Source organism: Candidatus Nitrosopumilus sediminis, assembly GCF_000299395.1.
In the GTDB taxonomy this organism is placed as follows: domain Archaea; phylum Thermoproteota; class Nitrososphaeria; order Nitrososphaerales; family Nitrosopumilaceae; genus Nitrosopumilus; species Nitrosopumilus sediminis.
Genome location: NC_018656.1, coordinates 1,170,060 through 1,182,738, shown reverse-complemented (window position 1 = coordinate 1,182,738; position 12,679 = coordinate 1,170,060). Strand labels below are relative to the sequence as shown.

Sequence of the window (12,679 nt, the reverse complement as noted above, 5' to 3'; positions counted from 1 at the left end):
ATCTATCCGAATAGAGAATCAATCTCTTTGTTACTCATTAGTTTCTTTGAAACAACAAGTTCTCTGATCGTCTTTCCAGTTTTTAATGACTCTTTGAAAAGCTCTGCTGATTTTAGATATCCTATTTTTGGAGTTAGCAATGTAACTATTACGGGACTATTTTCAATATCTGCCCGCAATTTTTCTTTGTTAGCAGTTAGTCCGTCAATTAGATTTGCAGAAAATATTGGCAAGAAATTCTTTAGCATATCTGTTGATTCTAACATACACTTTAGCATTCCAGGAAGCATAACGTTTAGCTCAAATTGTCCTCCTTGTGCAGCACAAGAAACTGCTGTATCGTTTCCTATGATATTAAAGCAAACCATGTTCATACATTCTGCTAAAGATGGGTTTACTTTTCCTGGCATTATGGATGAACCTGCATGAACTGCAGGAATTCCTAGTTCTGCTAATCCTGCAATTGGACCTGATGCCATCAATCTAATGTCATTTGCAATCTTTCCAATTTCTATTGCCAAGTTTCGCAAAGCACTTGATAAATTTGCCACTGCAAATTTACTTTGTAACCCATGTTGCATATCCATTTCTGGTCTTAATGGTAACTCTGAAATTTTTCCAAGTTCTGATATTGCAATTTTTCTATATCCTTTTGGTGTGTTAGCTCCCGAACCTACTGCTGTTCCTCCTAGTGCAACATTTTGTAATTCTTTTTGTGCATCAATGATTTCTTTTTTTGCTTTAGTAATTGATGTAACATATGCTGTAAATTCACTACCTAATGTAACTGGCAAGGCATCCATCAGATGTGTCCTTCCAATCTTCTTAAATGATGAAAATTCTTTTGCTTTTTTAGATAAAGATTTTATCAAAATATCGATGGCAGGAATTGTCTCTCTGAGATTCATTAGAATTGCAACATGCATTGCTGTAGGATACGTATCATTACTTGATTGTGACATGTTGACATGATCATTTGGATGTAAGAATTCGTATTGGCCTTTCTTTTTATGAAGCACTTCAAGTGCCACATTTGAAATAACTTCATTTGAATTCATGTTAAACGCAGTACCTGCCCCAGAGTTTATCATATCTACTACAAACTGATCAACGTACTTTCCAGACAAGATTTTATCACATGCTGAAACAATTGCCTTTCCTCTCTTTGTATCGATGGCCTTTGTCTTCATATTTGCAACTGCTGCAGAACGTTTTATCATCACAAATGACTTGATCAAATTTTCATGGCTTTTATTCCCCGTGACGTGATATTGTTTAATTGCTCTCCCTGTGAATGCTCCATAATATGCGTCTGATGGGATTTTCACTTTTCCAAGTGAATCTTGATCTAATCTAAATTTCATGCTGACTTTATTGAATTCCTCCCATTATTCATTCTTTTTCAGATAATTTCAAAATTTCTGATGCCAATAATGGGAATTATTATATAGGATTCACAAGTCCGTTGCTTTATGAATAAGCGTGTTAGTATGCTCTTTACTATTGCAGCAGTAGCTGTGATGGGAGCAACCTTATTCGGAAGCACATACACACAAACCCAAATTGGCGGACAATCACTCGACATGAACAAAATGGATGTCGATGTAATTGAACAAATCCATCAAATGGGCGGTTTACAGCTTGTAATGCCTCAAGCATTCGCAGAAACTGATTGTGGTGCATTAGAAAGCTCTGGTAGAACCGTAGTTGAGTTTAACTTGACCGGTGAGAGTGTTGAACTTCCAATCATGGGAGGAAAAACTTACAACGCCATGACTTTTAGTGGAACAGTCCCAGGACCAACCCTTAGAGTTACACAAGGTGATGTTGTAAAAATGACACTTACAATTCCAGACGGTGAAGTTACTGGTCACGGTAACGACATGCACGCATCACAAATGTCAGCAGGAAACTTTGAATCAGTTAATCCTGGTGAAACAAGTCAGTACTGTTACATTGCTGAATCTGCAGGTGTCTTCAAATACCATTGTTCTGGTGTCAAACTAATTGGCATGGACCAACACGTACTTTCCGGCATGTACGGAATTGCAATCGTTGATCCAGCTAATGGATACAAGAAATTAATGGTTGAGAAAACCAGCGGAAGCGGTGAACTTGACAGAAAATTCTATGATGCAGACGCATTAGAGTTCCAACTCCAATACAATCAATTGTACCTAACACCTGAAGGTAATTATGATGCAGGAGCAATGTTCAAGCATCATAACACTGCAACAGTTGTTAATGGAATGCAATTTGGTTATGTACCAAACATGGCTCATAACTTACTCGTCAATGGCGATGTAAACAAGAACATCTTTGTCGCACAACCATGGAATGGACTTGAACACAAGCAATACCAATCACAACTCTTGTTTGTTGAAAATGATCAACACGTGAGACTCTTTATTGAAAACCATGGTAACGAACCACTATTCTTCCACATCGTTGGAGAAATTTTGGATAGAGTTGTCCAAGGCAATAGAGTACAATCCGCAGCAACTGAAACATGGTTACTCGGTGGCTCACAGAACATGATTGTTGACTTGGTCTTTGATGAACCAGGTGCATATGCAGCAGTAAACCATGATTATGCAGCAATTTACACTGGCGCAGCTACAGTCTTTGTAGCAGGTGACCCATTCGGCTTGAACCCAGTTCTAGTTGAGAAAGGAGTTATCCCAGCACCAGTAGCATCTTATGCATATGCTTTAGGCAATCCAAGTGATGCTGTCCCACCAATGGGAGAACAAAGCATTGCTCATCCTGCACTAAACATTCACGGTTTATACACTGATGAAGTAGCTTCTGAAATGCAAGCAAGTGGCGATTATGTCGCATTATGGGAAGTAATTCCTGTAGTGGCAGAAATCCTTACTTCTTGATCTTATAACATCTTTTTTTCTTTTTATTTTCTTAATGAATTATATTCCGTTGTTCATTTTCTTCAGATATGGGATTTGAAGACTCTGTACTAATCTGTGATGAAGTCGATCCCATTTTGAACAAAATTTTGATTGATAATGGATTAAATGTTTCATATGAACCTGAAATAACTCCTGAACAAATTCTTGAAAAAATTTCTACTTTTAATATTGTAATTGTCAGAAGCAGAACTACTATTACAAAAGAAATGATTGACAAAGCTGATAATTGTAAAATTATTGCACGAGTTGGAGTTGGATTAGATAATGTTGATCAAGATGCAGCTAAAGCAAAAGAAATTCGTGTAATTAATGCTGTTGAAGGAGCAATGAATGCAGTTGCCGAATTAGTTTTAGGTCTAATGCTATCTCTAGCTAGACAAACTACACGAGGTGATAGAGAAATAAGAAATGGAAAATGGCTCAAAAAAGAACTCAAAGGAACAGAGCTTCGAGGAAAATATTTGGGAATTATTGGTTTAGGGAATATTGGAAAAAGACTAGGAAGACTTGCACGTGCATTAAACATGAATATCATAGGTTATGATGTAATACCAATTGATGAAGAATTTGCAAAAGAAGTCGGTCTGATGAAAGCTGACTTGGGCACACTTTTACAAAGTTCTGATTATGTCTCAATTCACGTTCCACTTTTAGATTCTACATATCACCTTCTTGATGCTGAAAAAATGTCTACTATGAAAAAAACTGCAAAAATTATCAATACTTCTAGAGGTGGTGTTGTTGATGAAGATGCACTTTACAATGCACTCAAAAATGGTACTTTGGGCGGTGCTGCTTTGGATGTATTTGAAAAAGAACCTGCTATTGGAACTAAACTAGCTGAACTTGATAATGTAATTTTAACTCCTCATATTGGCGCTCAAACAAAGGAGGCTCAATCTTTGGCTGCAAATGTGATTGCTGAAAAAATTATTCAGATACTGCGTGGAGTAATCTAGAATTTCTACCTTAACTTTAAAAATAAGTAAAAAAGCTTGACTTTTACGTGATTAATTATCGTCTCTTCATTTTTAACGTCGATTTGGAAGTCTAAATATACAAATGAACAATTTCGCTGTAAAGGAACTCTACTCGGAAAAACACACTCGCTTGCCTAGTGTTGACTCCTTATTGAAAATCTCTCTTGGCTTAATTCTGTTTACTATTATTTCCACAGCATTGGTATATGCAGAAACAATATCTGTAAATGTTGAAGGAACTCCTTTTGACTTTGAATACACTGCTACTGGATTAACTATCATCCATGTTGAACCCGATTCTGGATTTGGTTCATTGTTATTTACTGTGGATGTCACTGATTCTGATGCAACATTGAATCTTGTTTTAGAACGCTCATTCTTAGATTCCACCTTTGAAGGATCTGATGATCCTTTCATTATCATTAACCAATTTGGTGAAGATTTGATCTTCACAGAAACTACTACTTCTCAAAGTAGAACTCTGAATATTGAATTACCTTTGGGAACTGTTGAAGTTGATGTAATTGGAACTTCCTTCAATAATTCTGTAGAGGAACCACCAGTTGAAGAACCATCTGTAGAGGAACCACCAGTTGAAGAAACCCCTGTAGAAAAAACACCAGTTGAAGAAACCCCTGTAGAAAAAACACCAGTTGAAGAAACACCTGTAGATGATACTCCTAAAACTCAATGTGGTCCTGGAACTATTCTCAAAGATGGAGCATGTGTTCTAGATGAGCGATGTGGTCCTGGAACTATTCTCAAAGATGGAGCATGTGTTCTTGATTCACCCACTAAACCCTCAAGTTCCTCTGTTAAAGGATTGGGCAAAGACATGGTGATGGGCTTTGCTGTCGCGTTTATATCTGCTGGAATTATTGGAGTAATTCTAGGTATTGTATCTAAAGCTAGTAAAAGTAGTTAACCACAAGTCAAATTTTCAGAATTCATTTTCTTATCAAAATCAAATCCTGTCATTTGAGTTGTAGTTGAGAAAGGAATTATTCCTATGATTGGCATATCTGCACGTATTACTATCATGAATTTGTTAGGATCAAGTCTGATATCTCCCCCATCAAACTCAAAATCAAGTGTCATAAAATTATGCTGAGCTGCTGCAATCTCTTCAGATGAAAAAATCCCTCCCTGAACTGTTGATGATAATGGGTTAATTGTAGTTGGATTTACCACAAATGATCCTAAATGTTTTGTATCATAAAATGTTGCAACTTCAAATTTTTGAAAACTAGTCCAAAATGGAATTGTATTACAAAATTCCATTTCTCCTGAATTAGACATTGCAAAAAAACTGAATTGTCCTGGATTATCCCATCTGTATTCTAATTGCTGTACTCCTAAAATACTCATACCTGAATGAGCAAATGGAATGATGATAATGATGATTGCAATTATTGTTATGATTGAATGTTTATTCAAATTGCATCATCTTCAATTTTTTCTTTTATAATTTTTTTATCAAATAGATAATTAAATACTTGAGCAAAATCTTTGTCTGAAATCATGTCATTGACCCACCAGACACCTACATTCTCTTTTACCCAACTTGGCATGTTTATTTCCAAAATATTTTCTGCATTTACTTCAAATGGTACATCGATTAATCTTGGGTCAACATTTTTTTGTATGGCATCAACAAAGTAACCATCTGGAATTTCACCATTAATCCATCCTATGATAAATTGTTTGATTGATCCTGGAATGCAAATGTTATCCGAATCAATTATTTCAAATTCTGAAGTCGCTGATACCCCATTATATTCAACATCGATAAAATATTTTCCTGGTGCAAATTGTTCTTTTTCAAATGGAAATGCTGCTGGAATTAAATTTTGTAATCCTCCAATTGGAATGGGAATTGCACTGCTCCCCTTTCCTGTTTCATCTCTAATGTGAATTATCGCAGGTTCTCCTGTTATTTCTGATACTTCAATTATATAGAATAATTTTTCACAATATTCGTATGCTGTCTTTTCTATGATGATAGAAACTATGGGTTCTGCATATGCAGTTGAGAAGAATATTGAAAAATAAATTACAAAAATTATCGACAAATACACCGACTTGATTGTCATCTTTTTTGAAATTATTGACACTTAATAAAAATCTCAAAGCAATACTGAGGAATCTTTTTTAATAACTTGGACCCATTTGATTTATCGAGTTTTCTGCGGGAGCAAACTCTTTGAGTGTGTGGAATGTGAAACCCCACTCAAGAGATTTTTAATTATTCAACGTTCTTCATGCTTGTCAATGTCATCATATTTTGTATCAGCTAAATTACATATTGTCATATTTGTGACAAGGTTAAAATACTATTTTTGATACTCAATCTGCAATGAAGCAAGAATCTGTTTTAGATGTACCTTCTTTTCAGGCAAGACCTCGAGTAGAAAGACAAGTTACCTATTTTTGTAGATTATGTAGAAATTATGGGATAAAAACTAGAAAAGCCCATCTTCAAAATCATCATAATGCTTCACGTGATACAGTGACTAAACGAAGTAATGGTGATTTGGTAAATGCTATCTTTATAGAATCAAAATCTATGAGCATTTGAGTTATTAATGGGATTTTCATCAATCTCGATATGCCTAGTTATCAGGATCAAACATGGATCAGACTTTGGAAAGAGAATTCCCCTGATATCCGTGAACGTGTAGTCGGATGGCGTAAACAAAATGCCGTTACTCGTATTGATAAGCCTAGCAGATTACAAAGAGCTAGAAGATTAGGCTACAAAGCAAAACAAGGAATCATCGTTGTTAGAATGAGAGTTGGTACTGGTGGTATGAGAAAACAAAGACCTACTGGTGGTAGAAGGCCAAAACATCTTGGTGTTACAAGAATTAAGGCTGATGATAATATGAAAACTGTTGCAAATAGAAGAGTTGTCCAAAGATATCCAAACATGAAATTTTTAGGTTCTTACTTTGTCTATAAAGATGGAAAGCATTATTGGTTTGAAGTTATCTTGGCAGACCCAGATCATCCTAGAATTGCACAAGATAAAGAAATAACTAAAAGAATTCCTAGAACTGCATAAATTGAAAATTATATTCTTAGCATCTGTTGCATTACTTTTTGCAATAACTCCTGTTTATGGCCAACTATTATCTGATGCTACTGGACTAGTGAATAGATTGGATATTCAAACTGGAGGATATTCTTTTGAAGTAGAAACTGTTTCTAATTTTAATATCCAAGATTTTGAATTTGATAAAGATGAGAAAAAACTAACTTTACACATAAACAGTGGTTTAGAAAATAATTTAGGAGAATTGCTAATCCCTCAAAATCTTTTAGGTGGTAATTTAACATTTTATCTAAATGATCAAGAGTATTTTCCAATAGTAAACACCAATGAAAAAATTTCTTTTGTGACATTAAATTTTACAGGTTCTGGAGATAACCAACTAGAAATTTTTGGAACGACTCATTTTTTTGGTTTGACTGAAATTAAAGAATCAGATCCAGCAAATCCCTCTATAACACCTTTAGTTGATAATGATGATGAATTAATTTACATTCTCATAATTGCACTTCTTTTGATTATTGGTATAATTGTAATTATTTTTACAGTTAAGAGAAGAAAATAAAAAACATCAAAATTTTTTATGATTTGATAGATATGGATAATGCAAAAATTGCTCTTGTTAGTGGGTTTGTAATTACAGTAGTGCTGTCTGTTGCACTGGTGTTGATTAGATAGGCTAGTCTTCTTTAAGCAATTTCTCAATTATTGCCTCAGCATGACCTGATTGCCCAAATGAAACATCTCTGAGAATTCCTTTTCTGTCTACTATTATCATTGAAGGTGTGCCTTGCAATGCAAATTTTTCAAAAGTTTCAGCCGAATATTCCTTAGATTTCATATAACTTTTCACTCTTTCAATAATTTGATTTTTGTATTCATCTGGTTGGGAATCAAAATCTGGAATTTGTGGATAAATAAACTCCATAATTTTTTCTTGGCTAATTTCCCCTGATGTTTTTGTAAGATTATCCATGCCTAATGGGAATGGAATTTTATATGATAATTTGTTGCCCTCTTTCAGTTGACCATATGATGAAAGCGCATCTTTGGTTTCTCCGATAACTTCTCCTGTTTCTACAAGTTTTTTCAAATTTTCTAATGTATTTTTATCAAAATCTTCAAAAGCTGTTGCAAGACCTAAAACTCGAACTCCTTCATCTTTGTATTTGTTATAGATGTTGATTGCTTCAGGAATTGCATGCATGAAACATCCTGGGCAATTCACTTGAAAGACTTCTAGTACTACTATGTGATCTTTTTCTTGATCAAAATTTGTTGGAGCTCCCTGTACCCATTCTGATACTCCAAAGTTTGGTGCTTTTTCACCTATTTTTACACTCATGGGATTTTATTGAATTTTTTCCATTAAATACATAACTCATCTATTTTTTTAATTTCCTCAAGTAACCTAATATATGACTCAGAAAGTTCTAAAACAAAATGCAGGCAGTAACTGATGAAAGACTGGCACTTTTTGCTGAAATGGAATCAAAATATGAGCAAAAAGATACTGAATATTTTGTCTCTCTTTTAGAACATCCTGACTATGTTGTTAGAACAAGAGTAGCTTGTATTTTGGTTGATTTTGGTGGAGAAGATAAAGTTCCGTATATTGCTAAAGTTTTAAAAAATGATGAAAATGAATTGGTAAGGCATGAAGCTGCATTTGCGTTGGGGCAGATGAGTTATTCCAGTGCAATACCTCCCTTAACTGATGCAACCCTGAATGATCCTAGTATGTTTGTACGTCATGAGGCAGCTATTGCTTTGGGAGTTGTTGGATCTAAAGATGCAAAAGAAGCACTACAAAAAGCACTAAATGACCCTGAGGAACCTGTTGTAGAATCTGCAGTTGTTGCCTTGTCTAATATTGAATTTATGGAAAAGTTAAGTAAGAATGAGGCATTTGCAAAGTTAACAGGTGGATGAGATGAATTTTTCTTATGGTATTATTGGTATAGTTGGAGTTTTAGCTGCAATATCTATTGTATTCATAGCAATGGATCCTACTGATATAATTGAACCAAGAGTTGTTGAAGAAAAAATTACTGTTTGTACTTTACAATGGGATCCTATGTGTGGTGTTGATGGTGTGACTTATGGAAACATGTGCATGCTAAATGCTGCTGATGTTAAACTAGATTATAGGGGTGAATGTGTTGTTGAACCCGTCAAAGAATTATCAGTTAATTCCAGTATTATGCCAAGTATTGCTACTGTGGGTGATACTTTAGAAATCGAAGTTGAATTCAGAGACGATGATGGAAATATTGTTGATCATGTTAATTATGATATATTTGCTGTACAAGATGGGAATTCTATTTTGTCTGAACCTAATTCCCACAGACATCCTGGAAAACATCCAATTCATGAAACAGACATGTTAGGTGAATCCCCCATTGAAATTTTGGTTGTGGTACAAGGTTTGGGACATGGTGATGAAATCACTGGACCTACTGGAATTGAAACAACTATGACTATAATTCCTGAAGACTCACTTAAAGTTCCTATATCCTCTTCAATGCCTGCTCCGTCCCAAATTCATACCGTTAACATCGCTGAAGGCTCTGGCACACCAGGTTGTGAAGAAACAAACGAATGTTACTTGCCTTATTCAATTACTATTTTTGTAGGTGACACTGTTAAGTGGGAAAATCCTGATTCAGCAGCACATACTGTAACTAGTGGAAATATTTCTGATGGACATGATGGCACATTTGATTCTGGTTTGTTTATGTCTGGTGGAACTTTTGAATTTACATTTAATGATAAAGGAATCTATGATTATTTCTGTATGGTTCACCCTTGGATGACTGGTGAAATTATTGTCAACGATGTTGAAGAGATGGTTGTAATCGAAGAACCAACACCTGAACCAACACCTGAACCAACACCTGAACCCCGAAAATTACCTACAGCAGCAATTGTTTCAGTACCTGTAGGTTCAGCTGTTCCAGGCTGTGAAGAAACAAACGAATGTTACTTGCCCTATGAAATCACTGTATCTTCTGGTAATACTGTTTCTTGGATTAATGATGATTCAGCAGCACATACTGTAACTAGTGGAACTGTAGATGCCGGATTAACTGGAGTATTTGATTCTGGTTTGTTTATGTCTGGCGGAACTTTTGAATTTACATTTAATGATAAAGGAACATATGATTATTTCTGTATGGTCCATCCTTGGATGACTGGCAAAGTCATAGTGAATTAAAAATCTTCTAACTAATTTTATGACAAAATTAACTTTCAATCATTTTTAAAAATAATATATCAATAAAAAACTAAACTGCTTTTAATTTATTTTTGAGATTTAATGAAATCTACAATTGATAGAATTTTACCCATGTCTGCAAGATGACCATAGCTTTTTCTTCTATTAACAGATGATTTTAACGGTTCATTACTTACACTAAAAAATAATAATTTCCCATTATCTAAAGGAACTGTAATTCTTTTAATTTTTTCATAGGATGCAATTGAATAGAGCCCTGAACCAATATACTTCTTAAATCCTGCATTGTCTTTCCAAGCATGTAGCGCCCTAGAAATTGTTTGTTTGGTTTCACTAATTGGAACAATATTTTTTAATCCTGTTCTTTGACTATTCCATAAAATCTGACCATTTTCGTCAGTAACTGCTGCAAATCTAACGGTCTCATCGAAATCCATTATCATGTCAAGCAGTTTTTCGTATTTATCCACAAAATATGTGACTCATTTATGTTAATAAATATTCCAAATTATTTCTATAGTGTTAAAATTGATTTAAAATTATTTGGCAGTTTGGTTGTACACAAAATTTTATTCAAATGTATTTACGAAATCAACAATAGACAATATTTTTCCCATTTCCACCATTTTTCCATAACTCTTCTTCTTTGTATTTTTCAATGGTGTGTTATCTATACTGAGAAACAATAGGTGGAATGCATCAATTGGAAGTGTAACTCTTTTAGTTTTCTCAAAAGACGTAATATGATACAGGGGGCTCCCAAGTGCTATTCGATCTACTGCCTTGCATCTGTCAACCCAATCCTCAGATTCCCGCTTTAGAGCTTTTTTAGTTTCAGAAATTGGGACCTGGAGTTTTGCGTCATTTCTCTTAGAATTCCACAATATGTCTCCTGATGTATTACTAATCACTGCAAGTCTGATTGACTCATCATAATCCATTAACATATTGAGAACTTTTTCATATCGTCCCATAGATATGATAAGATTTTAGAGAATAAAAACAATTTGTTAAAATAATAATTGCTTATCTTGAAAGATCAACTTATATCTTATTTTGAACTGTTACAAATTATGCTAGGAAAATATGCAGGTTTTGTTGGCGAAGTTTGGCAAGATTTTCCACAGCTTGCAGAATGGCATGATGATGATCCTTCACTTCTGTCCATGTGGAGTCTGGATAAATTCATTGAAGCTGGATATCACAATTTCCATGCAGAAAGAAAACAATTATTCCATATCAGTAAACTAATTGAAAAATATGCTCAAGATAATAGTCAGCCATTGCTTGCAACTTTTGAAAAAATCGCCCGATACAAATTTGTTGAAAAAAGATATCAAAAAATGATTGAAAAAATTCCTGCAATTACTGTTGTAGCAGATTTTGGTAAAACCAAAGTTGATACTCATCCAAAAATTAATGTGATCAATTGCAAGGATACTCCTCTATTTGATGTGTGGAGTGTAATTACTCGAGGACCGTATGGCCCATTTGGGTTGATAGCAGAAGAATATGAAAGTGGAAAATTTAGAGGATTTTTCACCTTGAATCCAAATGTGTGTAGACATGCTGTAAATAAAATGAGTAAAATCCTTGGAACAAAATTTACACTACAGTAATTTTTAAAAATATTTTTGATAATCAAAAATCCTCACGCAAAATTGATCTGTGCTCTTCGACTTTGATTTATGTATTAATTGAGTAATGTTACTTTACTCCCCTGTTCCGATGATTCAAACTTGTAAATTTGTTCCACTGTTGAATCTTCAAAGATTTCAGCATCGTGTGTAATGATGATAAATTGCATAGGTGTTTCTGAATTTGAAATATTTGATAATTGAGATAATACTCCTACAAGGGATTTTTTTCTCTCTGCATCCAGATGCGTAGTAGGCTCATCAAGTATCATCAAATTCAAGTTTGATGCCCCTAGAAGACTTGCCATTCCTAATCTTAATGCTAGGGCTACGCTGACTTTCTCCCCCCCACTAAGTGACTCTAAATCCAGTTCTTCCGTTTTTGAATTACACCTAATTGAAATATCTCTTGCTTTTTCTGATAATTGAATTCTTTGAATTTTTGTATTAAGTAATGTAAGATACTCTGATGCTTTGACTGAAATCGCATTTAATGCCCATGATCTTAAACTTGTTGCAACAGGACCATCTCTACTAAAGATGTTGTTTTGAATTTCATCTAAATTCATTACATATTCTTTAACAACTCTTAATTCTGAAATTGCATTCGTGATGATTTTAATTTGTTCATTTCCTTTTGATATTTTTTCCAAAATAGCTCCTACCTGTTGATCTATTTGTGAAAGTTCTATCTGTTTTTCATTAACTGTTTTTTTAAGATTCAAAAATTCTTGTTCATCAAACCCTTTAATTTCCAATTCTAATTTTGAAATATTGTCAAAAATCATTTTTGTATGCGGATCTATTTGTGATATTTCAAGCAGATTTGTACGATTATTCACAGG

16 protein-coding genes are annotated in these 12,679 nt (G+C 34.2%); 9 read left to right on the top strand and 7 right to left on the bottom strand.

The features are described 5' to 3' along the window. Positions 1-2: 2 nt before the first annotated feature. The gene (locus tag NSED_RS07115) at positions 3-1,364 is read right to left on the bottom strand and encodes an aspartate ammonia-lyase (protein ID WP_014965579.1); all 1,362 of its coding nucleotides are present in this window, start codon (positions 1,362-1,364) and stop codon (positions 3-5) included. A 126-nt stretch (positions 1,365-1,490) separates the two neighbouring features. On the opposite strand from NSED_RS07115, the gene NSED_RS07110 reads away from it, so the two are divergent. The 3 genes from NSED_RS07110 (at position 1,491) to NSED_RS07100 (ending at position 4,832) form a co-directional block, all read left to right on the top strand. Then, complete coding sequence (locus NSED_RS07110; protein WP_014965578.1) at positions 1,491-2,885, top strand: multicopper oxidase domain-containing protein; 1,395 nt, start codon at positions 1,491-1,493, stop codon at positions 2,883-2,885. Between the two features lie 68 nt (positions 2,886-2,953). After that, the gene (locus tag NSED_RS07105) at positions 2,954-3,886 is read left to right on the top strand and encodes a D-2-hydroxyacid dehydrogenase (protein ID WP_014965577.1); all 933 of its coding nucleotides are present in this window, start codon (positions 2,954-2,956) and stop codon (positions 3,884-3,886) included. Positions 3,887-3,989: 103 nt separating this feature from the next. Further along, positions 3,990-4,832 carry a hypothetical protein gene (locus NSED_RS07100; RefSeq protein ID WP_048103516.1) on the top strand — a complete coding sequence of 281 codons (843 nt, stop codon included), beginning with the start codon at positions 3,990-3,992 and terminating at the stop codon, positions 4,830-4,832. Here NSED_RS07100 and NSED_RS07095 read toward each other — a convergent pair. Together NSED_RS07095 and NSED_RS07090 are read right to left on the bottom strand one after the other, a co-directional pair. Then, positions 4,829-5,344, bottom strand: coding sequence for a hypothetical protein (locus tag NSED_RS07095; protein WP_014965575.1), 516 nt, complete (start codon positions 5,342-5,344; stop codon positions 4,829-4,831). The genes NSED_RS07100 and NSED_RS07095 overlap by 4 nt on opposite strands. Continuing rightward, a complete protein-coding gene (locus tag NSED_RS07090) occupies positions 5,341-6,021 on the bottom strand; it encodes a hypothetical protein (protein ID WP_014965574.1) in 681 nt (226 codons plus the stop codon). The genes NSED_RS07095 and NSED_RS07090 overlap by 4 nt, the downstream gene beginning before the upstream one ends. A 242-nt stretch (positions 6,022-6,263) precedes the next feature. On the opposite strand from NSED_RS07090, the gene NSED_RS07085 reads away from it, so the two are divergent. The 3 genes from NSED_RS07085 to NSED_RS07075 are packed head-to-tail and all read left to right on the top strand — an operon-like array spanning position 6,264 to position 7,524. Then, entirely contained in the window at positions 6,264-6,485 is a 222-nt protein-coding gene (locus NSED_RS07085; protein WP_014965573.1) for a hypothetical protein, read from the top strand. A gap of 30 nt (positions 6,486-6,515) precedes the next feature. Continuing rightward, positions 6,516-6,971, top strand: coding sequence for a 50S ribosomal protein L15e (locus tag NSED_RS07080; protein WP_014965572.1), 456 nt, complete (start codon positions 6,516-6,518; stop codon positions 6,969-6,971). Between the two features lies 1 nt (position 6,972). After that, the gene (locus NSED_RS07075; RefSeq protein ID WP_014965571.1) at positions 6,973-7,524 is read left to right on the top strand and encodes a hypothetical protein; all 552 of its coding nucleotides are present in this window, start codon (positions 6,973-6,975) and stop codon (positions 7,522-7,524) included. Positions 7,525-7,638: 114 nt separating this feature from the next. On the opposite strand, the gene NSED_RS07070 is transcribed toward NSED_RS07075, so the two are convergent. Further along, positions 7,639-8,304: a peroxiredoxin family protein gene (locus NSED_RS07070; protein WP_014965570.1), complete on the bottom strand. Its 666-nt coding sequence runs from the start codon at positions 8,302-8,304 to the stop codon at positions 7,639-7,641. A gap of 98 nt (positions 8,305-8,402) precedes the next feature. Here NSED_RS07070 and NSED_RS07065 point away from each other — a divergent pair, with 98 nt between their 5' ends. After that, entirely contained in the window at positions 8,403-8,891 is a 489-nt protein-coding gene (locus NSED_RS07065) for a HEAT repeat domain-containing protein (RefSeq protein WP_014965569.1), read from the top strand. A 1-nt stretch (position 8,892) separates the two neighbouring features. Next, positions 8,893-10,176 (top strand): plastocyanin/azurin family copper-binding protein, encoded by a 1,284-nt coding sequence (locus tag NSED_RS07060; protein ID WP_232212377.1) that lies wholly within the window; start codon positions 8,893-8,895, stop codon positions 10,174-10,176. 86 nt (positions 10,177-10,262) lie between these two features. Here NSED_RS07060 and NSED_RS07055 read toward each other — a convergent pair whose 3' ends face one another. Together NSED_RS07055 and NSED_RS07050 are read right to left on the bottom strand one after the other, a co-directional pair. After that, complete coding sequence (locus NSED_RS07055) at positions 10,263-10,667, bottom strand: hypothetical protein (RefSeq protein WP_232212378.1); 405 nt, start codon at positions 10,665-10,667, stop codon at positions 10,263-10,265. A gap of 99 nt (positions 10,668-10,766) precedes the next feature. After that, positions 10,767-11,171, bottom strand: coding sequence for a hypothetical protein (locus NSED_RS07050; protein WP_014965566.1), 405 nt, complete (start codon positions 11,169-11,171; stop codon positions 10,767-10,769). A 57-nt stretch (positions 11,172-11,228) separates the two neighbouring features. On the opposite strand from NSED_RS07050, the gene NSED_RS07045 reads away from it, so the two are divergent. Further along, positions 11,229-11,816 carry a hypothetical protein gene (locus tag NSED_RS07045; RefSeq protein ID WP_232212379.1) on the top strand — a complete coding sequence of 196 codons (588 nt, stop codon included), beginning with the start codon at positions 11,229-11,231 and terminating at the stop codon, positions 11,814-11,816. A 74-nt stretch (positions 11,817-11,890) separates the two neighbouring features. Here NSED_RS07045 and NSED_RS10775 read toward each other — a convergent pair whose 3' ends face one another. Next, positions 11,891-12,676, bottom strand: coding sequence for an AAA family ATPase (locus tag NSED_RS10775; protein ID WP_232212380.1), 786 nt, complete (start codon positions 12,674-12,676; stop codon positions 11,891-11,893). Positions 12,677-12,679 lie beyond the last annotated feature (3 nt).

Excerpts from the sequence above, each read along its gene's own strand:
- NSED_RS07100 (WP_048103516.1), top strand. The coding sequence starts at position 3,990 with ATGAACAATTTCGCTGTAAAGGAACTCTACTCGGAAAAACACACTCGC.
- NSED_RS07105 (WP_014965577.1), top strand. The coding sequence starts at position 2,954 with ATGGGATTTGAAGACTCTGTACTAATCTGTGATGAAGTCGATCCCATT.
- NSED_RS07060 (WP_232212377.1), top strand. The coding sequence starts at position 8,893 with ATGAATTTTTCTTATGGTATTATTGGTATAGTTGGAGTTTTAGCTGCA.
- NSED_RS07110 (WP_014965578.1), top strand. The coding sequence starts at position 1,491 with ATGCTCTTTACTATTGCAGCAGTAGCTGTGATGGGAGCAACCTTATTC.
- NSED_RS07050 (WP_014965566.1), bottom strand. The coding sequence starts at position 11,171 with ATGGGACGATATGAAAAAGTTCTCAATATGTTAATGGATTATGATGAG.
- NSED_RS07080 (WP_014965572.1), top strand. The coding sequence starts at position 6,516 with ATGCCTAGTTATCAGGATCAAACATGGATCAGACTTTGGAAAGAGAAT.
- NSED_RS07070 (WP_014965570.1), bottom strand. The coding sequence starts at position 8,304 with ATGAGTGTAAAAATAGGTGAAAAAGCACCAAACTTTGGAGTATCAGAA.
- NSED_RS07065 (WP_014965569.1), top strand. The coding sequence starts at position 8,403 with ATGCAGGCAGTAACTGATGAAAGACTGGCACTTTTTGCTGAAATGGAA.
- NSED_RS07115 (WP_014965579.1), bottom strand. The coding sequence starts at position 1,364 with ATGAAATTTAGATTAGATCAAGATTCACTTGGAAAAGTGAAAATCCCA.
- NSED_RS07085 (WP_014965573.1), top strand. The coding sequence starts at position 6,264 with ATGAAGCAAGAATCTGTTTTAGATGTACCTTCTTTTCAGGCAAGACCT.